The 24,147-nt window shown below is 72.3% G+C and carries 14 protein-coding genes; 9 read left to right on the forward strand and 5 right to left on the reverse strand.

Annotation, left to right across the window (positions count from 1 at the left end):
- The first annotated feature begins 77 nt into the window (after positions 1-77).
- From OG395_RS44000 to OG395_RS44035, 7 genes are all read left to right on the forward strand, one after another.
- Positions 78-1,751 (forward strand): glycoside hydrolase family 13 protein, encoded by a 1,674-nt coding sequence (locus tag OG395_RS44000; RefSeq protein WP_327247906.1) that lies wholly within the window; start codon positions 78-80, stop codon positions 1,749-1,751.
- Between the two features lie 38 nt (positions 1,752-1,789).
- Positions 1,790-3,121, forward strand: coding sequence for an ABC transporter substrate-binding protein (locus OG395_RS44005; RefSeq protein ID WP_327247907.1), 1,332 nt, complete (start codon positions 1,790-1,792; stop codon positions 3,119-3,121).
- A gap of 13 nt (positions 3,122-3,134) precedes the next feature.
- Positions 3,135-4,463, forward strand: a complete 1,329-nt coding sequence (locus OG395_RS44010) for an ABC transporter permease subunit (protein ID WP_327247908.1) — start codon at positions 3,135-3,137, stop codon at positions 4,461-4,463.
- Positions 4,460-5,308: a carbohydrate ABC transporter permease gene (locus tag OG395_RS44015; protein ID WP_327247909.1), complete on the forward strand. Its 849-nt coding sequence runs from the start codon at positions 4,460-4,462 to the stop codon at positions 5,306-5,308. Before OG395_RS44010 ends, OG395_RS44015 begins: the two co-directional genes overlap by 4 nt.
- 456 nt (positions 5,309-5,764) lie before the next feature.
- Positions 5,765-6,076, forward strand: a complete 312-nt coding sequence (locus OG395_RS44020; RefSeq protein WP_327247910.1) for a hypothetical protein — start codon at positions 5,765-5,767, stop codon at positions 6,074-6,076.
- Positions 6,070-6,411 (forward strand): hypothetical protein, encoded by a 342-nt coding sequence (locus tag OG395_RS44025; RefSeq protein ID WP_327247911.1) that lies wholly within the window; start codon positions 6,070-6,072, stop codon positions 6,409-6,411. Before OG395_RS44020 ends, OG395_RS44025 begins: the two co-directional genes overlap by 7 nt.
- Positions 6,408-7,151 carry an SDR family NAD(P)-dependent oxidoreductase gene (locus OG395_RS44035; RefSeq protein ID WP_442818663.1) on the forward strand — a complete coding sequence of 248 codons (744 nt, stop codon included), beginning with the start codon at positions 6,408-6,410 and terminating at the stop codon, positions 7,149-7,151. Before OG395_RS44025 ends, OG395_RS44035 begins: the two co-directional genes overlap by 4 nt.
- A 442-nt stretch (positions 7,152-7,593) precedes the next feature.
- On the opposite strand, the gene OG395_RS44045 is transcribed toward OG395_RS44035, so the two are convergent.
- Positions 7,594-10,386 (reverse strand): helix-turn-helix transcriptional regulator, encoded by a 2,793-nt coding sequence (locus OG395_RS44045; protein ID WP_327247912.1) that lies wholly within the window; start codon positions 10,384-10,386, stop codon positions 7,594-7,596.
- A gap of 279 nt (positions 10,387-10,665) precedes the next feature.
- On the opposite strand from OG395_RS44045, the gene OG395_RS44050 reads away from it, so the two are divergent.
- Entirely contained in the window at positions 10,666-10,977 is a 312-nt protein-coding gene (locus tag OG395_RS44050; protein WP_327247913.1) for a response regulator transcription factor, read from the forward strand.
- 89 nt (positions 10,978-11,066) lie between these two features.
- Here the strand turns inward: OG395_RS44050 and OG395_RS44055 are convergent, their stop codons facing one another.
- The 3 genes from OG395_RS44055 to OG395_RS44065 are packed head-to-tail and all read right to left on the reverse strand — an operon-like array spanning position 11,067 to position 18,494.
- A complete protein-coding gene (locus OG395_RS44055) occupies positions 11,067-12,506 on the reverse strand; it encodes a hypothetical protein (protein WP_327247914.1) in 1,440 nt (479 codons plus the stop codon).
- 58 nt (positions 12,507-12,564) lie between these two features.
- Positions 12,565-15,108 (reverse strand): hypothetical protein, encoded by a 2,544-nt coding sequence (locus OG395_RS44060; protein ID WP_327247915.1) that lies wholly within the window; start codon positions 15,106-15,108, stop codon positions 12,565-12,567.
- Positions 15,105-18,494, reverse strand: a complete 3,390-nt coding sequence (locus OG395_RS44065; protein WP_327247916.1) for a right-handed parallel beta-helix repeat-containing protein — start codon at positions 18,492-18,494, stop codon at positions 15,105-15,107. The genes OG395_RS44060 and OG395_RS44065 overlap by 4 nt, the downstream gene beginning before the upstream one ends.
- A 225-nt stretch (positions 18,495-18,719) precedes the next feature.
- Between OG395_RS44065 and OG395_RS44070 the strand changes: the two genes are divergently transcribed.
- A complete protein-coding gene (locus tag OG395_RS44070) occupies positions 18,720-19,895 on the forward strand; it encodes a S8 family serine peptidase (RefSeq protein ID WP_327247917.1) in 1,176 nt (391 codons plus the stop codon).
- 216 nt (positions 19,896-20,111) lie between these two features.
- Here OG395_RS44070 and eccCa read toward each other — a convergent pair whose 3' ends face one another.
- Positions 20,112-24,068 carry a type VII secretion protein EccCa gene (eccCa, locus tag OG395_RS44075; protein WP_327247918.1) on the reverse strand — a complete coding sequence of 1,319 codons (3,957 nt, stop codon included), beginning with the start codon at positions 24,066-24,068 and terminating at the stop codon, positions 20,112-20,114.
- Positions 24,069-24,147 lie beyond the last annotated feature (79 nt).

Raw genomic sequence — 24,147 nt, forward strand, 5'->3', positions numbered from 1 at the left:
TGAGTACTTAACATGAATGCACATCAGAGGCTCCCGTTCGGGCGCTCTCGCATTCACTTCAGACAGGTCGACGCGAGATGCTCAGCACTCTTGCGGCCCACGCCGGCCGCCCTCCCCACACCCGCTCCGCCACCCCCTGGTGGCGGGACGCGGTGATCTATCAGGTCTACGTCCGCAGCTTCCTCGACAGCACGGGGGACGGAGTCGGAGATCTCGCCGGCGTGCGCGCCGGACTTCCGTATCTGAGGAAGCTCGGTGTCGACGGCGTCTGGCTGAGCCCGTTCTACCCCTCGCCCCAGCACGATCACGGGTACGACGTCGCGGACTACCAGAACGTCGACCCCGTGTACGGCGACCTCGCCGAGTTCGAACGCGTGGTGACCCAGGCCCATCGGCTCGGACTCAAGTTGCTGATCGACATCGTTCCCAACCACTGTTCGAGCGAGCACCGGTGGTTCCGGAAGGCCCTGGCCGGAGGCCCGGGGAGCCGTCCCCGGTCACGGTTCCACTTCGCCCCGGGCCGCGGCCCGAACGGGGAGGAGCCCCCGAACAACTGGCACGCCATGTTCGGTGGTTCCGCCTGGAGCCGCGTCACGGAACCGGATGGCTCGCCCGGCGAGTGGTACCTCCACCTGTTCACGCCCGAACAGCCGGACCTCAACTGGCGCGACCCCCGAGTGGGCGAGCACTTCGAGCAGGTGCTGCGCTTCTGGTTGGACCGCGGCGTGGACGGCTTCCGCATCGATGTGGCCGCCGGCTTGTTCAAGCATCCCGATCTCCCGGATTCGGACGACCCGACGGCGGACGAGCGCACGCGTGACTCGGTCAACCCTTTGGCCTGGAACCAGCCCGAGGTCCATGACGTGTGGCGCCGCTGGCGGGCCGTGTGCGAGGAGTACACAGCACGCGACGGCATCGAGCGGTTGCTTGTCGGCGAGGTGTCGGTGCCAAGAGCGCGAGAACACGCGCTGTACGTACGGCCGGACGAGCTGCACCAGGCCTTCTTCTTCGACCTGCTCAGTGCCCCCTGGGATGCCGCCGCCTTCCGCGCCGTCATCGACGAGGCCCTGCGTGACATCGCGGGTACGGGTTCGACGGTCACCTGGGTCCTCAACAACCACGACCAGGTCCGCACCGTCACCCGGTACGCGGGCGGCCCCGGCGCCGAGCAAGTGGGCTCCGCGCGGGCCCGCGCGGCGGCGCTCTTTATGCTGGCGCTCCCGGGCGCTGCCTACGTCTACCAGGGTGAGGAACTCGGTCTGCCCGAGGTGCTGGACCTGCCCGACGACGTGCTCACAGACCCCATCTTCCACCGTACGGGAAGTCGCGCGCGGATCCGGGACGGCTGTCGCGTCCCCCTTCCTTGGTCGGGCCAGGCGTCCCCCTTCGGGTTCAGCGACGGCGCGGCCGGTGTGCGCACCTGGCTACCGCAGCCGGAGTGGTTCGCCGAATACGCCACCGATCGCGCCCTCGCCGACACCCGCTCGTTCTGGCACCTCTACCGCGAGGGACTCCAGCTGCGGCGCAGCCTGCCCCAGCTGGGCGAAGGGACCCTGCGCTGGCTGGAGGCGCCACCTCAGGTCCTCGCCATGGCGCGTGGTGACGGGTTGGTCTGCGCTGTGAACTTCGGTTCCGAAACCGTCCCCGCTCCGGTGCCCGGTTCGCCGCTGTTGTCCAGCGGCCCCTGCCCGGCGGGCGAACTCCCCGGAGCGACCGCCGCCTGGTGGTCCACCGACACCCCCACCTCCTGACCTGCCCCGCCCCGTTCCCAAAGGAAGGATGGACCGTCATGCGACGATCCGCCACGATAGCCCTCCGTACCACCGGCACCGTCTCCACAGTGCTGGCTCTGGCGCTCACCGTCACCGCCTGCGGCGGAGACGCCGAACCCGCCGGCAGCGGCGAACTCAGCGGCAAGACGGTCACGGTCGCCGGAGTCTGGACCGGCAGTGAGCAGAAGAACTTCAAGAAGGTGCTCGACGTCTTCAGCAAGAAGACCGGCGCCAAGACCGTCTTCGTGCCCTCGGGCGACAACGTCTCCACCTTCGTCGGCAGCAAGATCGAGGGCGGCAACGCCCCCGACGTGGTGCTCGTCCCGCAGGTCGGCGTGCTCCAGCAGTTCGCCAAGGCGGGCTGGCTCCAGCCACTGTCCGGGAAGACCACAGAGACCGCCACCGCAGGCCTGGCCCCCGTCTGGAAGAACTACGGAACGGTCGACGGGACCTACTACGGGCTCTACTTCAAGGCAGCCCATAAATCCACTATCTGGTACGCCCCCGAGGCACTGTCCCAGGCCGGGGTGAACGAGCCGAAGAGCTGGGACGAGCTCCTCACGGCGGGACGGATGCTCGCCGACTCCGGACGACCCGCCTTCGCGGTCGCCGGCGAGGACGGCTGGACGCTCACCGACTGGTTCGAGAACATCTACCTCTCCCAGGCCGGACCGGAGAAGTACGACCAGCTCGCCCAGCACAAGATCAAGTGGACGGACGAGAGCGTCGTCGCGGCGCTCACGACGCTCGCCGAGGTCTTCAAGGACAAGCAACTCGTGGCCGGCGGAGCCCAGGGGGCCCTGCAGACCGACTTCCCTGGCTCCGTGGAGAAGGTCTTCGGTCCGGAGCCCAAGGCCGGCATGGTCTACGAAGGCGACTTCGTCGGCGGCGTCGCCAAGGACGAATTCGGCAAGAAGCCCGGCGAGGACGCCAAGTTCTTCCCGTTCCCGGCGGTCGGCGCGGGGACCCCGCCCGTGGTCAGCGGCGGGGACGCGGCGGTGGTCCTGAAGGACGCCAAGAACGGCGAGGCCGGCATGAAGCTTCTGGAGTTTCTCGCCACGCCGGAAGCGGGCGAGGTGTGGGCCGCGGCCGGCGGCTTCCTCTCCCCGAACAAGAACGTCAAGTCGGAGGCCTATGGCGACGACACCACGCGCGCGACCGCCGAGTCGCTCGTCGCCGCCGGCGACTCGGTGCGCTTCGACATGTCCGACCAGGCCCCCGCGGCCTTCGGCGGCACCAAGGGCGCCGGTGAGTGGAAGCTGCTCCAGGACTTCCTGCGCGATCCGTCGAACCCGAGGGCGACCGCGGTGGCTCTGGAAGCCGCGGCGGCCAAGACGTACGGGAACTGAGGCCGCCCCCGTCATGGCCCCCACTCCGAAGGCAAGCGCCGCGGCGGACCCGCGGCGCCGTGCGCTGCGCAGAAGACGCCTCCTCGGCATGCTCTTCGTCCTTCCGGCCCTCCTGCTCCTCGGGGCGCTGGTCGTCTATCCAGTCGTGTTCTCCGTCGGGCGCAGCCTCTTCGACGCGAGCGGCGACCGTTTCGTCGGCGCCGCCAACTACATGGAGATGTTCCAGGACCCGGCCACGCTGAAGGCCGTCCGCAACAGCGCCATCTGGGTCGTCGTTGCGCCTGTGCTTCTCACCGGGCTCGGGCTCGTCCTCGCCGTCCTGACCGAGAAGGTGCGTTGGGCTACCGCGTTCAAGCTCGTCCTGTTCCTCCCCATGGCCGTGTCGTTCCTCGCCGCGGGCATCATCTTCCGCCTCGCCTATGAACAGAACCCTGACCGGGGCGTGCTCAACGCGGCGATCGTCGGTGTCCACGACGCGATCGACGAACCGTCCCCCTACCCGACGGCACGGGCTCGTGAGGGCAAGGGTCTGAGCGGCAGTCCCGGCGAGGGCTACACGACCGTCGAGGTCCGCCCCGGGGGCGACATCGTCCTGCCCTTCGTCGGCGTCGCGCCCGAGGCCGTGCCCCATCGGGCAGTGCCCGCGTGGACGCCGGAGCCGTCGGCGGGGAGCCTGTCAGGCGCCGTGTATCTGGACTTCACGCCAGGAGCCGGTGGCCGGCAGGGCCAGATCGACCCGAAGGAGAACGGCCTTCCCGGCGTGACGGTCGAGGTACTGCGAGGAGGCACGGTCGTGGCATCCACGAAAACGGGTGACAACGGCTCGTTCCGCTTCGGTGACCTCGGCGACGACGCCTATACGCTGCGGGTTCCTGCGTCCAACTTCGCCGCCGGCTACACGGGGGTCGACTGGCTCGGTCCGGCTCTGGTCACACCGGCGATCATCGGCGCCTACCTGTGGGTCTGGACCGGATTCTCCATGGTCCTGATCGGGGCGGGGCTCGCGGCCATCCCGCGCGACGCCCTGGAGGCGGCCCGCGTGGACGGCGCGACCGAGGGCCAGATCTTCCGCAAGATCACGGTTCCGCTGCTCGCCCCCGTGCTCACCGTCGTCTTCGTGACGCTCGTCATCAACGTCATGAAGGTGTTCGACCTCGTCTACATCATCGCCCCCGGCCCTGTGCAGGAGGAGGCCAACGTGCTGGCCACGCGCATGTGGCTGGTCTCCTTCGGTGGGGGCAACGACCAGGGGCTGGGTAGCGCGCTCAGCGTCCTGCTGCTCCTCCTCGTCGTACCGGCGATGATCTTCAACATCCGGCGCTTCCGGAAGGGCGGAGCATGAGCAGCCACACCGGACGGACCCGATGGCTGGGCAACTCCGTGGTCCAGGTGTTCCTGGTCCTCGTCGCCCTCGTATGGGTCACACCGCTTGCCGGGCTCTTCCTCTCCTCGCTGCGCTCGGAGCAGGACAACGCCTCGAACGGCTGGTGGACGTCGCTGATCGACCCCGCCCAACTGTCGGTCGACAACTACCGTGCGCTCTTCGAGGAATCCGGTCTCGTCTCGGCCTTCTGGAACACGGTCCTGATATCGGTGCCGACGACGGTGCTCGTCGTGGGCATCGCGGCGCTCGCGGGATACGCCTTCGCCTGGCTGAGCTTCCCCGGACGGGACGCCGTGTTCCTCGTGGTCGTCGGCCTGCTTGTGGTGCCGGTGCAGATCGGCCTGCTTCCGGTGGCCAAACTCTTCGGCGCAGTCGGGCTCTTCGGCACCGTTGCGGGCGTGATCATCTTCCACGTGGCGTACGGCCTGCCCTTCGCCGTCTTCCTGTTGCGGAACTACTTCGCGGAGATCCCGAAGGAGATGCTGGAGGCAGCGCGTCTGGACGGCGGCAGCGAGTGGCGGATCTTCCTGCGGCTGATCCTGCCGCTGGGCCGGCCCGCCATCGCGAGCCTGGCGATATTCCAGTTCCTCTGGGTGTGGAACGACATGCTCGTGGCACTGCTGTTCGCCGACAGCGAGTCGCAGCCGCTGACCGTGGCGCTCCAGTCCCAGATGAGGCAGTTCGGCAGCAACATCGGCGTCCTGGCGCCGGGTGCCTTCCTGTCGCTCGTCGTACCGCTCGTGGTGTTCTTTGCCTTCCAGAAGCACTTCGTCCAGGGGGTGATGGCCGGCTCAGTGAAGTAGCCGCGCAGACTGCTGTGCTCCGGGGCGTGTACCGGCGCCGAGACGGTCTCTGTGTGCGGTCGAGTCGTGTTCCTGCCCGGTGCCGCTGAGAATCTCCGTAGCGACACCGGGTGATGGAAGAAACCCAATGTCGCTTTGAGGTTGAGGTGTTGGTGCTCGGCGGTCGTGCTTCTTGCGCGGCGCCCATCGCGTCGACCTTCTTCACCGGTAACCCGTCGCAATCACGCGATGGGCCAACCACCCCAGCGGCTGCGGCGAACGCGGACATCGAGCGTGGACCATTCGGAGATCAGGGGGGACGGCCGGCAGAGACGGACAGCTTGATGTCGCTCGCCCACGACGCAGGGGGTCGACTCGGCCGGCCCAGTTCGCTCAAGTCACCGCCGAGCCGATCCGGAGACAGGCGTCGGAGACACACATGCACCCACGCGCGACTTCCCGGACAACGTCTGGCACATGGCCGGCATGCGCGGCACCGGCAGCGACACGGCCATCGCGGACGAGGTGTACGTGCCGGACTCCCGCACGATCTCGCTCACCGCCACGGCGAACGCCGCCTATCGGCAACGCCATCCCGACGAGCCGCGGATCACGTTCCACCTCTCCATCAACCTGCCCCTGGTGGCGACGGCCGTCGGGATCGCCGCGGCAGCGCTGGAGAAGGTGCTGAGCGCCGCGGCCCGGGGAAAGCGCGCGGTCTCCCCCCTGCACCGCCTGGTCGCCGAGGCCCCGCCCATCAGCTCAACGTTGCGGACGCCGCGATGCTGATCGACACCGCACGCCTGCACCTGCGTCGCGCCGCCGACGAGGTGGACACGCACGCCCACGCGGGCCGTCGTTCCGCGCTCACCGAGCGGGCCCGGCTGCGCATGGACGCCGCCCGCGCCATGCGCTGTGCCCGGAACGCCGTGAGCCCGCTGCTGGACACCGCGGGCGCGGGCAGCTTCGCGGACGGCTCGGACCTGCAACGGCCCTGGCGCGACATCGAGGCGGCCTCCCGGCACGCCGCCCTCAGCGTCCAGACCAGCAAGGAGATCTACGGCCGGCGCTCCGCGGCGCCCCGCTGCCGCCGAGCCCGGTCATCTGAGAGGGGCCGACGATGACGACAGTCGACTCCCGGGTGGCCCTGGTCACCGGCGCGGGACGCGGCATCGGCGCCGCGATCGCCACCCGGCCGCACGGGCTGGGACACCGGGTGGCCCTGCTGGACCGGGACGGTGACGCCGTGACCGAGCTGTCCGGCACGCTCGACCCCGACGCGGGCACTGCGCTGCCGCTCCGGGTGGACGTGGACGACACGGACGCGGTCCGGGCCGCGCGAGGTCTCCGGCAGATGGCACGCATCCGACGTCCTGGTCAACAACGCCGCCCGCACCTCCCCGGGCTCGGTGTGGGACATCGAGCCGGACGAGTGGGATGCCGTGATGGCGACCAATCTGCGCAGCGTCCTCACCCTGACCCGGCTGTGCGCGCCCGCGATGCGCCGCGCTGGATGGGCCGCGTGGTCAATCTCGCCTCGCTGGCGGGCCAGCAGGGCGGCACGCTCACCGGCCCCCACTACTCCGCCGCCGAAGCGGGAGTCCTCGTGTTGACCAAGGTGTTCGCCCGCGAGCTGGCGGCGCACGGCGTGACCGTTAACGCGGTCGCCCCGGCCGGCGTCCATACCCCCGCGGTGACACAACTCGGCGCGTCGGCGGCGTCCGAGGCGGCGCGGAGTATCCCCGTGGGCCGCGTGGGCAGGCCGTCGGAGGTGGCCGCGCTCGTGGCTTATCTGGTGAGCGAGGAAAGCGGATACGTCACCGGCACCACGTTCGACATCAACGGCGGCACCCACATGCGCTGACCGCCCATTACCTTCTCGGTGGCCCCGCGATGGGGCGCCCGGCCTCCAGAGGTGGCATGACTTTCTCTCCCCGTCGAACGCATGACCTGCGCGCGATGTCACCGTTGGGGTGGGCCAGTCGGCTCAGAGGGGGGCTTACCCCGGCCTTCGCCGGTCGGCCGCGCACGTCCGAGCAGCAAGCACCACCCGATCATCGACCGGCATAGCACACCCCTTGCCATCTCGCTGACCAGCGGAAACCTGCACGACGTCACCCAGCTGATGCCGCTGCTCGACGCGATACCCCGCATCCGCGGCGCTCAGGACGGCCTCACCATCGGCCTCGCCGGCTGTTCGCCGACCGCGGCTACGGCTACGACACGCCGACCTCCACCTCGGGCTCCAACTCGTCGCCGGCATCATCTGCTTGAGACGCCTCACCACCTCACTCCGAAGTGACCAGTCAGGCCGGCCGGGTCTCCTCGTGGTAGCCCAGCTCGGAGAGCTTCTGGTACAGGGAGGCTCGGGAGGTGATGCCGAGCTTGGGGAACAGGTTGTACAGGTGGGTGCTCACGGTGCGCGGGGAGAGGTAGAGCCGGCGGCCGATCTCCTTGTTGGACAGGCCTGTTGCCGCCAGCCGGCCGATCTGCAGCTCCTGCCGGGTGAGGTCGGCCGGATTGTCGGCTGGACCCGCGGGTACCGGCAGCAGCGGGGCCACCCCCGCACGCTCGTGCTCCCGCTGCGGTCGGCGGATGACGGCCCGGACCGCAGCGGTGCGCACCTCGGCCTGCAGGACGCCGCTGCCACCGCCGCCGGGGGTGCGGCGCTTGCGGTCGAAGGCCAGGCGTAGGCGGGCGAATTCGAAGGGGTACCGCTCCCGCTCAGGGGAGCCCACCGATGCCTCGAGGAGAGACTCCGCCTGCTGCGGCGGGGCGAGCAGGGCACGCGCGCCCGCGACCAGGACGAGGTGCCGGCCCGAGCGGTGGGGGAGTCCCGCGGCCTGGGCCGCCGCCAGGTGCATGTGCCCCTCGTGGGCCCTGCCGGTCAGTACGGCCGATTCCACCAGGGTCAGGAACACCCAGGGGTGCAGGGGGGACAGGGCAGCGCTGTCCGCCGCCGCCCCGGAGGCCCGCAGGGCATGGGTGTAGGCCTCGGCGTACGCGCCCTCGGACAGGGCGGCCCAGGCGCTCGCCTGATGAACCATCAGGGACGTGAGCCCCGAAAGACCGTTTACCGCGGTCAACTCGCGGATCAGCGCGCGCGCCGTCCCCGCGTCACCGTGGGCCGCCGCGATCAGGGCCGACTGTGCCTTGGCACGCCGGGCCGTGAGCGCGAGTCCGTGCTCCTCGGCGAGCCGCAGCATGCGCGAGGTCGCCTCTTCGGCAGCGTCCCGGAGGCCGCCCAGGAGGAGGTCGAGCCCGAGGACGCCGAGTGCGTCGGCGCAGTCGATGACGGCACCGCCCTCGTCGCTCGCCTCGACCACCCGCCGCAGCCGGTCCTGGAGCGGGCCGAGTCCGTCCAGGGCGAGCGCGAGGTGGGCGAGCCGCAGCACCTCGGCGCTGCCGGCGTCCGGGGGGAGGTCCTTGACGGCCGCGTCCAGCCGCGCCGGGGTCCGCGGGCCCCCGTCGGTGAGCGGCGCGGACAGCTCCTTGGCGAGACGGGCCCAGGAGGGCCCCGTACTCAGCCTGGAGGCGATCGCGTGCCACTGCTCCGCGTCGCCCGAGACCATGGCGAGGGAGAAGAGCCGGGTGAGCAGCTCGTCGCGCCAGGCGCCCCGGGGGCCGGAGTCGGCGCCCGGCGCGTCCCCGCACGAGTCGAAGGCGCCCAGGAGCAGGTGGAAGGAGGCCCGGCTGTCGCCGTCCCGCTCGGCCAGCAGTTGCGCCTGCGCGAGGGCGAAGGCCGGGCCCTCCGGCCGGGCCGCCCCCGCCGAGGCCTGACCCAGCAGCTCTGCCGCGAGCGCGAGCCGCCCCGCGCGCCCGGCACTGTGGGCGGCGAGCGCCAGCAGTTCGGCGCGTTCGGGGGAGCTTCCGCACAGGTCGGCCGCCCGGCTGTGCGCCGTGAGGGCCAGGTGTTCGAAGCCGTGCCGGGCCGCGCGGGCCGCACCGGCCGCCAGCGCGCCCGCCGCGGCGGGATCGAGCCCTACGGCCGATGCCACCAAGTGCCGTACTTGCTCATCCGGTTCATCGTCGAGTACGGATGCCAGAGCCCGGTGCGCGGCCCGCAGCCGGTCGGGCGCCGCCGCTGCAACCACCGCGGCACGCAGCAGGGGTTCGGTGAACACGAGCCGCCCCCGCTCCCCGGCGACCCGCAGGACGCCGGCGTTCTCGGCGGTCACCAGCGCCTCGCCCGCGGCCTCCCAGCCGTGGCGGTAGGCGGCCCACACCGTGCGCGTGCTGCCGTGCGCCTCCAGGGCAGCCAGCAGGAGCAGCTCCCGTACCTCCTCGGGGAGGGCCTCCACCGGGGGCCCGTACACCCTGCGGAGGGGCTCGCTGAGGGGCAGGAGGGCGGGCAGCGGCTCGCGCCCCGCCAACTGCGCCTCGGACAGGACCCCGGGCAGTTCGGCCAGCGCCAGCGGGCTGCCGTCGGCGGCCTCGATGATCCTGCGCCGTGTCTCGGGGGCGAGCGCGGGGTGCCGCGCGTCGAGCAGCGCCGCCGCGTCGGTCCCAGGCAGCGGGCCCACGGGGCATGCGGCGGTCCGTGCGTCGTCGAGGAAGGGGCGGGCGCTGTCCGCCGTGGCGGCGACGAGCGAGATCCGCGTGCTGGTCAGCCGGCGGGCGAGGAAGCCGAACACCGCGCGGCTCTCGGGGTCGAACCAGTGGATGTCGTCGAGTACCAGCAGTACGGGCCGCTCCCGGGCCGAGTGCCGGAGCAGGGCGAGGACCGCCGTGGAGAGGCGGAAGACATCGGCGCAGGAGGTGTTGCCGGTGTCGAGGGCGGACCGGAGCATGGTGCGCTGCGCGCAGGGAAGCTCGTCCAGCTCGTCCTGGACGGACCAGAGGGCCTGGTGCAGTGCCGCGTACGGCAAGGACACCTCCGTTCGCACGCCCGCTGCCCGGAGCACCAGTGCCCCTGTGGCCCGGGCCTCGGCCGCGCAGCCGTCGAGAAGAGCGGTCTTGCCCATGCCCGGCCGGCCGTGCAGCGTCAACACCTGGCCGGCGTCCTCGTGCGGCAGCCCGTGTACGAGGGCGTCCAGCCGGGCCGTCTCCTTCTCTCTGCCGACCAGTTGCCGGGGGGGCCTCGCCTCAGCGGACTCCATCGTGTTCGCCCCCTTGCCTCGTGTTCCTGTCGGTTCGTCGTTCAGCACAGCACGCGGATCCGGGGATCCCCGCACCGGCGGCCCGAGTCCGTCCCCTTTGTGCAGGACGTGTGTCCACCCGGGCAGCGGGAGGGTTCGGAGGACCGATTTGATTAGCCAACACATACGCACACATCTGGCCAGTTGGCTGGGATCGCGCATGGTTCAGGTGGTTCCCCATGCCTAACGTGCATCTATGCAAGGCGGGGCGCCGTCATCCTGGCCCAGGTGCGCGACACCATGCCGTCGAGCAGGGTCGGACGGGCGGAACTGCCGGGCAGCTGCATCCGCTCCCTCATCGACCGGATACACACGGCGCAACAAGGCGGCCTCGCGCCGCGCGGGCCCTCGTCGGCCCCCAGCGCGTTCTCCTCGCGCGAGATCGACGTACCGCGGCTCCTCGCCGGCGGATGGGACATGGTCGAAGTGGCTTGCCGGCTCTACTACTCCGGGCGGACCATCAAGAGCGTGATCACCAGCATGATGAACCCGCTGGGCCTGCGCAACCGCTCGCACGCCGTGGCGTACGCGCTGCGCCGCAAGCTCCTGTGACGGTGCGTCAGCGCGCACAGCACGAAGGCCTCCGCTCGGCAACTGCTGCCGGACGGAGGCCTTCTTCCTTCCTTGGGTGAGCGCCGCGATCAGTACTGGGTGCCGCTGCCCCAGAGGAACCTGCCGCCGGCCGCCTGGATCGTGACGTTGCCGTCGTTCTGCAGGACCAGTTCGGCCCCCGGGTTCCCGTCCGTGCGGGACGACCAGACGGCCGTGCCGTCGGCCGCCAGCACAACCAGGTTGCCGTCGCCCTGGAACACCGCGCGGTCTCCGCGACCGGAGGTGCCCGAGGACCAGCGGGCACGGCCGTTGCTGTCGAGGATGACCAGACTGCCGTTCTGCTGCATGGTCAGCGAGATGCGGTTGGTGGTGACCGACTGGCCACGCCCGATCACGTAGGTGCCGTGCAGGACCTTGGTCTGACCCTCCTTCGCCGTCGGCGTGGCGCGTACGGCCGTGGTCTTCTTCTTCGGGGCCGGTGCCGGGGCCGGGGCGGGGGCCGGAGCGGCGGCCTTCACCCGCGGAGCGGCAGCCCGCGGGGTCGCGGTCCTCGTCCCGGAGTCGGATCGAGCGGTGCGCCGGACCGCGGGACGCGGCTTCGGGTCGGCCGTCGTGTCCGAGGCCGCCAAGACCGTCCTGGGCGTCCTGCCCGAGTCCAGGGTCGTGGTGTCGGGGCGGTTGCTGCTGTCGACGTGGTTGCTCCAGACGGGCCGCGGGATCGCCCCGAGCGGTCTGTCCGGCCGTGCGTCGTCCGCCTTCCGGTCCTTTGCCCTGTCCTTCCCGGTCGCCTTCTCGTCGGTGGGCCTGATCAGCGGCGGCTGGTAGCCGGAGGTGTCCACTGGATCCGGCAGGCCGGGAGCGGTCTTGGACGGCAGGACCCCCGGAGGCTGCTGAAGCCGTTCGGCGGGCTCCGGGAACTTCTTGCCCGTACCGCCCTGCACGCTGGGCCAGGTGGCGCCGCCGCGCTCCCCGAGCGTGGCGGCGGGGGCGGAGGCGGGGATGTCGCCGACCGCGCGCGTCGCCTGTTCGGCATTGGAGCGCTGGTTCACCACCAGCGGTACGGAGACCAGTACGGCTCCCGCGATGGCCGCCGCGGCCATCAGCGGACGACCGCCCTGGCCGCCGCTCCCGCCCGCGGACTGGCGAGCCGGCGGCGTCGAGCTGTCCGCCGCGGCGCGCGGGGGCGCCGCCGTGGGAGCGGCCGCCGCCGTGCCCGTGGGGGCGGAGCCGTCGTCGTCCGCCCGCTCGGCCGTAGCCGGCGAGGCCGGTGCGACCGGCGTCGCCGTGGGGGGCGCCGGGCGGGCCTCCGCGGTGGACCGGGAGCGCCGGTTGGCGCGCCTTGTCAGGCGGGTGGGAGCCGGCTCGGCCGCGGCCGGCCGCGGTGCGGGTTCGGCAGGGGCCGGCTGCGAAACGAACACCGGCCCGGAGGCGGTCCGTTCGGACGCGGTGGCGTCGTGCAGGGCCACCGCCTGCCGTATCCTCAGCCGCTCCGTGCTCTCGGACCGGGAGCCCGGAGGGCCCTGGCTCATGGTCCGTTCCTCTTGTGCCACTGGAATCTCCTCTGTCGATGGATGTCGGGCCTGCCCTTCAGGACAGGACTGGTGCGGGACCGGCTGCCGACTCCCGGGCACCGGGCCGCTCCGTCAGCCGGCCGACGCAGCGGTCGGGCCAGGCGGCCGCCTCGTCCCACCGCGGTTCGGAGTCCGCGAGCCACGTGAGCAGTCGTTCCTGGAACAGCGCGTCCTGGGGGTCGAGTTCACCGGGTGCGGCCGGTGGAGCGGAGTCGGGCAGCTCCCGGAGCAGGACCAGTCGGCCACCGGCCCAGCCGTCCCGTACCCCGAGGACGCGCAGCCGGGTCCCCGCGCCGAATACGACCTCCTCGACGGCGTCGGCGCCCGCGGCCCCGCCATCGAGCAGCGGCCGGATCCGGCGTGCGGTCGCCGACCAGATCAGGTACCGGTCGCCGCCGGCCTGGGGCAGCGGCCGGTCGGCGGCGAGCGCGCTGATCGGCGCGTCGGAACTCAGTTCCGTACCCGGTACGGGATCCTCCGCCCCGGCGCCCGGGCCTGTACTCCGCAGCGCGGGCCCCCGGTAGGAGGGGAGCCGGCGCAGGCCTGCGTTGACCGCCGCTCGGCGCCGGCCCTCCGGCAGGACGGCCGCCTCACCCGTCAGGTACAGGTGCAGGGCGACGAGGTCGGACCGCATCGCGTCGTCGGCGCGGCTGCGCACGGACGGCAAATGGGTCAGCGCGCGGACCACGGCCTGGTGGTGCCGCTCCCACGCCGGGCCGAGGAGGGTGTGCAGGTCGGTGGGGCCGGCGGCGGGCGCCGGCGGCGGGGGTGCGGGTGCAGGCACCACGGGCTCTGGTGCGGGTGCAGGCACCACGGGTTCCGGTGCGGGTATAGATACCACGGGTTCCGGTTCGGGGACCTCGACGGCCGCCGGGGCCGGGGTGGGAGCCGATGCCGGCTCCGCCTGCGCTGTCGCTGCTGTCGCCGCCTGCCCGGCAGGCTCCGCCGCCGGGAGCGGGGTGCCGTAGGTCAGCCAGCCCGGCAGGGCGCCGGCTGAGGCGGCCGCGCCCGGCCCCTCGGCGATGTCGATCTGCGGCAGGGCCAGTACCTGCGTGGTCTCCGGATTCTCCGCCTCGGGCACGGGCTGGGGCCCGGCCGGGGCCAGCGAAGGGGCTGTGGAGGACATCAGGGAGGCGGGCGCCGAGGCGACGGCGGCCGCGGGCTGCTGCTGAGGCGGCTCCGCGACGGCCGGGGCGTGGCCCGGCAGGTACGCGTTCGCGCCCACACCGGGCAGCCAGCCCCGGCGGGCCAGGCCGATGCCGTGCCGGACCGTGATCCGGCGTAGTTGCGTCAGCTGGTCGTCGGTGCAGTCCGCGTGGATCTGGAGCATGGCGCGCTCGCGGTCCGACGTCTCCAGCTCGGCGAGCATGCCGTCCAGCGCGGGCAGCAGCGAGTCGTCCGTGGCGACGCCGGGCAGTCCGACGTCGATGGCCAGGACCTCGGCCTCGACCGGGCGCTCCCACGCGCTCGTGACCCGGCCGGTGGGGCCCACCCACAGCCCCGCGCGGGTCACCGCCACCTGCCAGTCGTCGGAGAGCCGGTACGTCCCGTCCTGCTTCCCGGGGGCGAGGCCGGCGAGGGGCGGCCGCCAGCGCTTGAGGCGCCCGACCGGGCCGTCGAGGGGCCCGTAGACGACCGATTCCACGTACGAGTGCCAGGTCGGGTCCCCTTCGGAGGAGATCAGCAGGGTCCGCGACTCGGGCGGCTCGCCGTCCGTCGCGTCGAGCAGCAGCGGCAGTCCCCCCGAAACCTCCACCTCCGTGTCGAGCAGGTGGGCGACCGCCTTGGCCACCGGCAGCAGGTCCCCGGACCAGGGGATCAGCCGGGTCGCCCGGCGGATCCGGTCCGGCAGGGCGGCCAGCACGCTGGCGACGGCCTCGGCGGTGGTGCCGCCGGCGCCGGGACCGCCGACCAGGAGGACCGCGCTGGTCGCCTCCATCGGCACCGTGTGCGCGAGCGCCGGCACCGGGGGAGCCGCGTACCGGTCGGGGCGCAGGATGATCCCGGCCGGGATGTGGTCGATGCGGTGTCCCTCGGCCGTGTCGGCGGCCAGCCGGGAGAACGCCGCCTGCCAGACAGGCGCCGGGAAGCGGCGGCCGACGACCTCGGGGGCGCGGCCGGCGGTGAAGCGCAGCCAGCCGTGGTGGGAGAAGAGGGTGCCGTCCGGTCCGACGACGGGCACGCCGTGGCAGGCCAGCACCTCGACCGGCCAGGCTTCGGTGATCCGCCCGGCGATGCCGGAGCCCGCGCCGTCTGCCATGACCAGTGCCACGCGGCCGAACCGGTGGCCTACTGCGGCGGCCAGGATGGGGGTGAACTGGTCGAGGAGCGTGGAGGTGTCCTCGACCCCGCTGTCCACCAGGAACACCAGGTGGTCCTGGGCCATGGGGCCCAGCCAATGGGCGGCGTCGGTCAGGTACTGGGGCGCCTGCTTCGTGAGGTGGAAGAGGTGGACGCCGGGGGCGCTTTCGGGCCCGGGCGGGTTCTGGGCGCCGGCCGTCGGGGTGTTCCGGCCGCTGCCGGCCACCCGTCGGCCGAGGAAGCTCTGCCACAGGCTCATGAGCGGGCACCCCCGTCGTGCTGGAGGACCTTCTGCCGGTCACCGCGCGCGGCGGGGGTGTCCAACGGCAGGTCTTCCGGCAGTAGTCGGCTCAGGGCTTCCAGGCTGGGGTCGGTGAGGCCCCTCAGCCGGCCGGCCTGCCGGGTCATCATGGTCTCCACGAGCTGGCGGGCCAGGCGCGCGTTGCCGAAGGACTTGCCGCGGGGAGTCGTCTCGAAGAGCAGGCGCAGCGCCTCCAGGGTCTCGGGGGCGCACTGGTAGCCGAGTTCGAGCGTGTGCCGGTCGGCGATGGTCACCAGTTCGGCGGTGGTGTAGTCCTCGAAGGTGACGTGCCGTGAGAAGCGGGAGGCGAGACCGGGGTTGGAGTCCAGGAACCGGCCCATCTCGTCCGTGTAGCCGGCGACAATGACCACCACCTCGTCGCGGTGGTCCTCCATCAGCTTGAGCAGGGTGTCCACCGCCTCCCGCCCGAAGTCGGAAGGAGAGTCGAGGGGGGTGAGGGTGTAGGCCTCGTCGATGAAGAGCACCCCGCCAAGGGCGCGTTCGAAGGCCTCGCGGGTGAGCTGCGCGGTGTGGCCGATGTACCGGCCGACGAGGTCGGCGCGGGCCACCTCGACGAGCTGGCCGCGGGGCAGCACCCCGAAGGAGCACAGCAGGTCGGCGTAGAGACGGGCGATGGTGGTCTTGCCGGTGCCGGGAGGTCCGGCGAAGACGAGGTGGTGGCTGATCCTGGGCGCGGCCAGTCCGGCGGCCTGGCGCTGCCGGGTCGCCGCGAGGAGGTCGACCATGCCCGCGACCTCCTCCTTCACGGCGGAGAGACCGATCATGTCGTTGAGGCGCGCCAGTACCTCCGAGTCCGCGGGCCGGTCCTCGCCGCCCGAGCTGATCATGGCCGCCTCCTCCTCGCCCACGTCCTCCGCGACGAGCTGCGCCAGGTCGGCCTGGCTGATCTGGGAGCGGGACGCGAGCCGGAGGGCCTGCCGGTCCACCATTTCCTCGAACACCTTGCGCGCGGCACGGCCGTTGCCGAAGCTCGCGTCCCGGGGCATCCGGGTGAAGTGCAGGGCGAGGGCCTCGCGCGCGGCCGGGGCCAGCTGGTAGCCGTGGGCGACGCACATGTTCTCGACGATCGTGACGAGTTCGTCGACGGTGTAGTTGATGAACTCGATGCTCCGGGTGAACCGGGAGGCGAGTCCGGGGTTGGCGGACAGGAAGGCCTGCATCTCCTTGGAGTAGCCGGCGACGATGACGACGACCTCGTCGCGGTGGTCCTCCATGAGCTTGACCAGGGTGTCGATGGCCTCCTGGCCGAAGTCGGCCCCCGAGCCCTTGCTGTCGGAGAGCAGGGTGTAGGCCTCGTCGATGAACAGGACTCCACCCAGGGCCCGTTCGAAGGTCTCGGTGGTCTTGATGGCGGTACCGCCGATGATCTGGGCCACCAGGTCGGCCCGGGAGACCTCCACGATGTGGCCCGAGGGGAGCGAGCCCAGCTCGGCGAGGATGCTGCCGTACAGCCGGGCCACGGTGGTCTTGCCGGTGCCGGGCGGGCCCGCGAAGACGAGGTGGCGGCTCATGGGCGGTGCGGGCATCCCCAGGCTGGCGCGTTGTTGGGCCAGCCTGTTGAGGTTGATCAGCGTACTCACCTGGTGCTTGACGCCCTCCAGCCCTACCAGGGCCTCCAGTTCGCCGAGCGGTCCCTTCGGCGTCGTGTCCGGGGTCGCGCCACCCGGGACGGCCTCCGCCCGGCCCCCGTTCCCGCCGCCCGCGGGGATCTCCTGCTTCGGGGCGCCCTCCCAGATGTCCGCGGCGCCGTTGCCCGTGCTCACCAGTCCGTCCACCGAGAGCCGGGTGCCCGGACGTGAATGCCGCAGCCCGGCGCCCCGGTTGGTGCGGACCGCGCACCCCGTGATGGTGACCTGTTCGGCGCTGTCGACCCGGATGCCGTCGCCGGTGCTGTCGGCGAACCCGCAGGAGTTGAGGGCGGCCCGTGCGCCGGCCGCGACCAGGATGCCGTGGGCGCCGGCTTCCTTGACGTTCACCCGAGTCATGGACAGCTCGCCGCCGTCCTCAACCGACACGCCCTCGGTACCCGTCCCGCTGATCTCGCAGTCCCGCAGGGAACCCCGGCCGAGGGATCCCACCGACACCCCGGCCTGCTTGGAGCCGCGGATGGTGGTGTTGCCGACGTGTGGGTTGCCGTGCCCCTCGATGCGCAGGGCCGCCGAACCGGTGTTCTCGATCTCGCAGTGTTCGAGCCGGCCCCGGCCGTCCTCGGCGACCTCGATCCCGTAGCCCTTCGTGCCGTTGACACGCACCCGCCGCAGCAGCGGGTTGGCCCCCGAACGTACCGAGATGCCGTGGCCGCCGACGTCAAGGACGTCGAGCCGGTCGATCTCCGCGACCGACTCGTCCACGAGGAGTACGGCGACGTCTTCGGTGTCCCGTACGGTCGTGCCGGTCAGGACCGGACTGCTGGACTCGGCGACCCGTACGGCCGCCTGCGCCGAGGTGCGGAAGACGCAGTCCTCGTACGTGCCACGGGACTTGCCGGTGACGAGCAGGCCGCTGCCCCGGGTGTCGGCGGTGCCGCAGCGGCGCAGCAGGGGGTCCGAGCCCGCGGCGACGACCATGCCGTGACCGGTGGTGTCGGTCACCTGGATGTTCTCCAGGACGGTGCGGGAGGTGCTGGTGACGTATACCCCCACGGTCACCCCGGTGACGGTGACGTCCTGCACGGTGACGCTGCTGGAACCCTCCAGCGCCACGGCCGGTTTGTCCGTGGAGGAGATCTCGCAGTTCTCGACGGTGCCACGGGCCTCTCCGTTGGTCAGGATCCCGTTGCCCCGCGCGTCGCGCAGCCGGCAGCCGCGCACGCTGACCCGGCCCTGGTCCACGACCACGACCGCAGAGGTCCCCAAGTGCTCGATGACGGAGTCCTCCACCGCGCTCGGCTGGGCGGAGGTCACCACGATGCCCGCCCCGTCGGGGTTGGTGATCCGGCAGTCCCGCAGGGCGAGCGAGCCGGCGTCGGAGGCCGATACGGCCGTCCAGCCCTTGCCGACCACCTCGCAGTCCCGCATGGCCAGTTGGCCCCGGGCGGCATGGACCACGGGCACGTCGCTCTCCCCGCCGCGCAGCAGCAGGTCGGTGAGCATCACCGCTTCGGCGGCCAGGGTGATCGCGGTGTCGCGGCGCGGGGTGATCTCCACGCTCCCCTTGGGGCCGTCGGCGACGATGGTGACCTGCGTGGTCACCAGCAGGTTCTCCACGTACCGACCGGGCTGCACGCTGATCACCGCGCCCGTGCGGGCGTGGGAAAGGGCCTCCTTGATGGTCCGGTACTCGCCGGAGCCGTTGTGATCGACGGTGAGTACCTGGCGTACCACGACGGTGCCTCCCCTGGTGGTGCGGTGATGCCGCGGTGCGTGACGCGGATCGCGTGGGCTCACAGGCTGCCGGGGGCGGGTGGGCGGCGGCTACCGAACAATGACTGGTTCCCGCGACGTAGGGCGGGCGGTCGGTGACGTAGATTTCGGCGCGGTGGGCCTCGGGCATGCCGAACTTCACTCACGGCGGCACCGGTTGACGAGTGGCGCTCCTACGCTGCGTCCATGAGAGCGATGCGACGGGGCGCGGCCCCCCTGATGTCCGCGATGGCTCTGGTCGCCGCTGCGGCCGCCCCCGGCGCGGCCGCCGGGTCCGCGGACGAGACCCTGCCGGTGGTCGTACAGACCCTGGCGGACGACGCGCCCTGCCGTCCGGCCTCCGGCAAACGGGCCGAGCAGCCGCCGTGGACCCAGGACATGCTCGGCCTGGACCGGGTGTGGCGCATGGCCCGCGGCCAGGGGGTCACCGTCGCCGTGGTCGGGACCGGGGTCGGCACCACGATCCCCGCGCTCGCCGGACGGGTGACTCCGGTCGGGGCCGAGAGCGGCCAGGACTGTGTGGGCCACGGCAGTTTCGTCGCCGGACTGATCGCCGCCGCACCGCGCGAGGGTTCCGGCTTCACCGGGGTGGCCCCCGAGGCGCGGATCCTGGCCGTCCGGGCCACCACCCCGAGGGGCGCGACCACCCCGGCCAAGGCGGCGCGGGGGATCGAGGCCGCCGTCGCCGGCGGCGCCAAGGTGATCGCCGTCCCCTTCGCGTTCCCCGACCGCAGCGCCAAGCTGACCGCCGCCGTGAAGCTGGCCCGGCGCGCCGACGCCCTGGTGGTGGCGCCCGCCGTGCCCGACCAGCCACCCCGCCAGGGCGGCGCGGACGCCGCGCAGCCCCGGGACTACTGGCCGGCCGCCGAGCCCGGTGTGCTCTCCGTCGTGGACTTCGCCGCCGACGGTTCCCGCCCGCCGAACGCCGCCGTCCCGCGCCACGCCGACCTCGGGGCCCCCGGGGACCGGGTCGTCAGCGTCGGACCGGGCGGCGAGGGTGCCTTCACCGGGTCCGGCTCCTCCCTCGCGGTGGGCTTCGCCGCGGGCGCCGCGGCCCTGGTCCGGTCCTACGAGCCCGGCATCGACGCCAACCGCACCCGGACCCGGCTGCTGGGCAGCTCGTACACGGCCGCCGTGCCGCGCCTGGACCCGTACGCGGCCGTCTCGGGGGTGCTGCCGGCCGACTTCGCGGCGGCCCTGGCGCAGGCCCGTCCGGTCACCCTGCCGGTTGCTTCCCCGGATGGGGGCGCCCGGTCGCGCAGCATGCTGATCGCGACGGGCGGCGTGTCCTTGGTCCTGCTCGTCGGGGCCCTCGGCTGGATGGTGCCCAGGGCGCGGGCGCGCGGCTGGCGGGCCGGCTGAGCGGCCCCCGCTCAGAGCCTGTCGGGTGACCACTGATCGGGCGGCCACGCCCTGGCACGCACGCTTCCCGCGTTGCCGAAATATCCTGGTAGCTCCTTCCCCAGGCTCTCAGCTTCGTTCGAGCAGGGGAGACCCCGTCCGAGGACATCCCGCCGCCTTGGAATCGCACGCACCAGACCGCGTCCGCTATCCGATCGAAGGTCACCCGACAGGCTGTCAGTCCTCCAGGAGCGCGGTCTGGATCATCCGGCTGCGCCGCCTGGCGATCCGGATGGCACGCCCCGGCGGCAGCAGCTTCGGCTTCACGTTCCCGATGAAGGTCCCCTCGCTCGGCGGGCAGGACATCATCAGCGCCGTGCTGTTCGCGTCGAGCAGGGTCCGGACCACACTGTCCGAGGTGCCGCGCACGGCACCCGACGAGGCCCTCGCCACGACCATGTGCAGGCCCACCTCGAAGCCGAGGGGGACGTGCGGGAGCAGGGATTCCAGCGGCGAGTTGAAGCCGCTGCCGACCATCTCGTAGTCGTCCACCAGGACGAACAGTCGCGGCCCCTCCCACCAGTCGCACAGCCGCATCCGGGCCGGCGGGATGTCCTCGCCCGGGGTCCGTTCGGACATGGCCTGGGCCACGCCCTGGGCGTACTCGCGCAGCGCGTCCCCCGACACGGCGTGGCCCAGCCGGTACTCCGACGGCACCGCCTCGACCAGTTCGCGCCGGAAGTCGGCGATCAGGATCTTCGCCTCCGCCGGGGTGTACCGGGAGACGATCGACCGGGCCAGCGACCGCAGCAGGTTGGTCTTCCCGCACTCGGTGTCGCCGACCACCACCAGGTGCGGGCTCTCCTCGAAGTCGTGGTGGACGGGCTGGAGTTCGTTCTCCTCGATGCCGATCGGCAGCCGGTGCCCCTGCGGCGCGGGCAGTTGCCCGTACCCGAGGCGGGCGGGGAGCATGCGGACCGCGGGCGCCCCGGGACGCCCCGCCCAGCCGTCCGCCACAGCGCTCACCAGGCCCGCGACGCCGTCGGCGAGGTCGTCCACCGACTCGACGCCGTCGATCCGCGGCAGCGCCGTGAGGTAGTGGAGCTTGGTCTGGGCGGTGAGTCCCCGGCCCGGCGCGTTCGCGGGGACGGTCGCCGCCTTGCGCATGTCGATGACGGAGTCCATCGGATCACCCATGCGCAGCTCCATCTTGGTGCCGATGGCCTCGCGCAGGACGGGGGTCAGCTCCATCCAGCGGGCGGTCGACAGGAGCACGTGGATCCCGTAGTTGAGCCCGCGCTGCGCGATCTTGTTGATGTCGTCGGCGAGGTGGTCGAAGTCCTGGCGCACGGTCGGCCAGCCGTCGATGACGAGGAAGACGTCGCCGAAGGGCTCGTCGGCGAACTCCCCGGCCGCCCGGCGGCGCCGGTAGCTGGTGACCGTGTCGATGTCGTGGTCCAGGAAGAACTGCTCGCGCCGGCTGAGCAGCACGCTCACCTCGCTGACCGTACGCCCCACCCGGTCCTCGTCAAGGCGGCCCGTCACCCCGCCCACGTGCGGGAGCTTGGCCAGCCCCGAGATCGTGCCGCCGCCGAAGTCCAGGCAGTAGAACTGGACTTCCCGCGGGGTGTGGGTCAGCGACAGCGAGGCGATCAGGGTGCGCAGCATCGTGGACTTGCCGCTCTGCGGCCCGCCCGCGACCCCCACGTGCCCGCCCGCCGCCGACAGGTCGACGGTGAGCAGGTCCCGCAACTGCTCGAAGGGCCGGTCGACCACCCCGACCGGGACCCGCAGCCGCGGCTCCCCCTCCACCGCGGTCAGCCCGCGCTCGTGGTGCGGCTCCAGCGGCGGCAGCAGCATGTCGAGCGGCGGGGAAGCGGCCAGCGGCGGCAGCCACACCTGGTGGGCCGCCGGCCCGGAGCCGACCAGCCGACCCACGGCCACCGACAGCAGCGAGTCGGACTCCTCCTCGCTCGCGGCCCGCGCCGCCGCCGCCTCCTCCTCTGTCGGCTCCACCGGCTGCCGCGGGACGACCCAGGTGGTGCTCCACGGCACGATCTGGTTGGCCACCCGGGAGGTGGAGACGGCTCCCGTCCGGCCCCGGTACGTTCCGGACACGTACGCGGCGCGGAACCGGGTCAGCTCCTCCACGCCGGTCTTCAGGTAGCCGTTGCCCGGCTCGGGCGGCAGCAGATAGGCGTCCGGCACGCCCAGCACGCCGCGGCTCTCCATCGCCGAGAAGGTCCGCAGCCCGATCCGGTACGACAGGTGGCTTTCGAGCTGGTGCACCCGGCCCTCGTCCAGCCGCTGGGAGGCGAGCAGCAGGTGCACGCCCAGCGAACGGCCCAGTCGGCCGATCATGACGAACAGGTCCATGAAGTCACGGTGCGCGGAGAGGAGTTCACTGAACTCGTCCACCACGACCACCAGGCTCGGCAGCGGGGCGAGCGGCGCGCCGCCGGCCCGCGCCTGTTCGTAGTCCAGGGCCGAGGCGTAGTTGCCGGCCTGCCTGAGCAGCTCCTGGCGGCGCATCAGTTCACCGTGCAGGGCGTCCTGCATACGGTCCACGAGGGCGGCCTCGTCGGACAGGTTGGTGATGACGGCGGAGACGTGGGGGAGGGTGTCGAGCCCCAGGAAGGTCGCGCCGCCCTTGAAGTCGACGAGGACGAAGTTGAGCCGCTCCGAGGAATGGGTCAGGGCCAGCCCGAGCACGAGGGTGCGCAGCAGCTCGCTCTTGCCGGAGCCGGTCGCCCCGATGAGCATGCCGTGCGGCCCCATCCCGCCCTGCGCCGACTCCTTCAGGTCCAGCTCCACCGCTACGCCGTTGCCGGCCAGCGCGATCGGCACCCGCAGGTGCTGGTGGGCACTGCGCCGCTGCCAGAGGGTGGCCGGCTCGTGGCGGCGCAGGTCGTTGATGCCGAGCAGCCCGGTCAGCTGGATGTCGGAGGCCAGCGGCTCGGCCGACTCCCCGCCCGTCGTCGCCCGGAAGGGCGCCAGCTCCTTGGCCAGTGCCCGGGCCGCGTTCGGCCCCAGCGCGTCGGGTACGCCGAGCACCGTCGACTGCTCACGCCGGTTGCTGTCCGTACGGACCAGCTCGACACGGCCCTCGGTCAGTTCCAGCCGCAGGACGGTGCGGCCCGGACGCCAGCGCAGTTCCTCCGAGAGGTCGATGACCACGCAGTTGCGGAACCCGGCGCCGTCGAACCGGTGACCCGAGGACACGTTGCCCCCGTCGATCAACACGACCACCAGGGGCTCGTCCCGGGTGGGCGAGGCCGTCGGATCGAAGGGCGGGCGCTCGGCGAACTCGGCGCCGATCAGGTCGGTCAGTTCACCGACCGCCGAGGCGGCCATCCGGGTCGGCCCCGCGCCGTCCGTGGCCTGCGGGTGCAGCGCGTGCGGAAGCCACTTCGCCCAGTCCCATTCCTCTTTCACCTCGTCCGAGACGCACAGCGCGATCCACAGGTCGTCGGGGCTGTGCAGGGTCGCCAACTGCCCCAGCACGGCCCGCGCGAAGGCCCGCGCCTCCTCCGGTTCCCCGCGCACCAGCACCCGCGACCACGCCCGCAGGTACACGGCGATGGGCTGGTCGGGTATCTGCGCGTACGCCTCCACGAAACAGCGCAGCGCGTGCGCCGTCAGCGGTTCCAGGTCCTCCACCGGGCGGGTGGTCACCGGAGCCAGGCGCAGCCCCAGCCGCTGCGATCCACGGGCGATCCGCACCTCGGCGAAGTCCTCGTCGCTCACCCGCCGTTCCCACAGCCGGCTGGACCGCGCGAGCGACCACAGTGCCCCCGGTGCGGGATGGCGCCAGGCCAGGGCCTCGCCCTGCTCCACGATGGTCCGGCGCACCCGGCGCCGGACCTGCGACAGATAACGCAGGTAGTCGCGCCGTTCCCCGTTCATCTTCGACTTGCGCTCGCCCCGATGCTGCATGGCCTGACCGACCAGCATCGCCACCAGGCCCGTGGCCATCATGCCGACCGCCACGTACATGAACACGCCGCCTGCGCCCGGCCGCAGGAACACGAACATCATCGACATGGACATCATGCCCATGGGCAGGAACGTCCAGATGCCACCGGCGTTCGGCTGGGCCTCGGCAAGGACCGGCGGCTCCTGGAGGCTCAGCTCACCGTCCGGCATCTCCGGCCCGCGCCTGCGGGCCGGCCTGCGGTAGAGGGTCACGCTCACGGACTGCTCCTTCGTCTGCGCGTCGGCGCGGCGCTACGGGTTTCAGACCCTAGGCGGCGGCCCGGTCCACCCAGCCGGC

It is taken from the genome of Streptomyces sp. NBC_01320, from assembly GCF_035974375.1.
In the GTDB taxonomy this organism is placed as follows: domain Bacteria; phylum Actinomycetota; class Actinomycetes; order Streptomycetales; family Streptomycetaceae; genus Streptomyces; species Streptomyces yanii.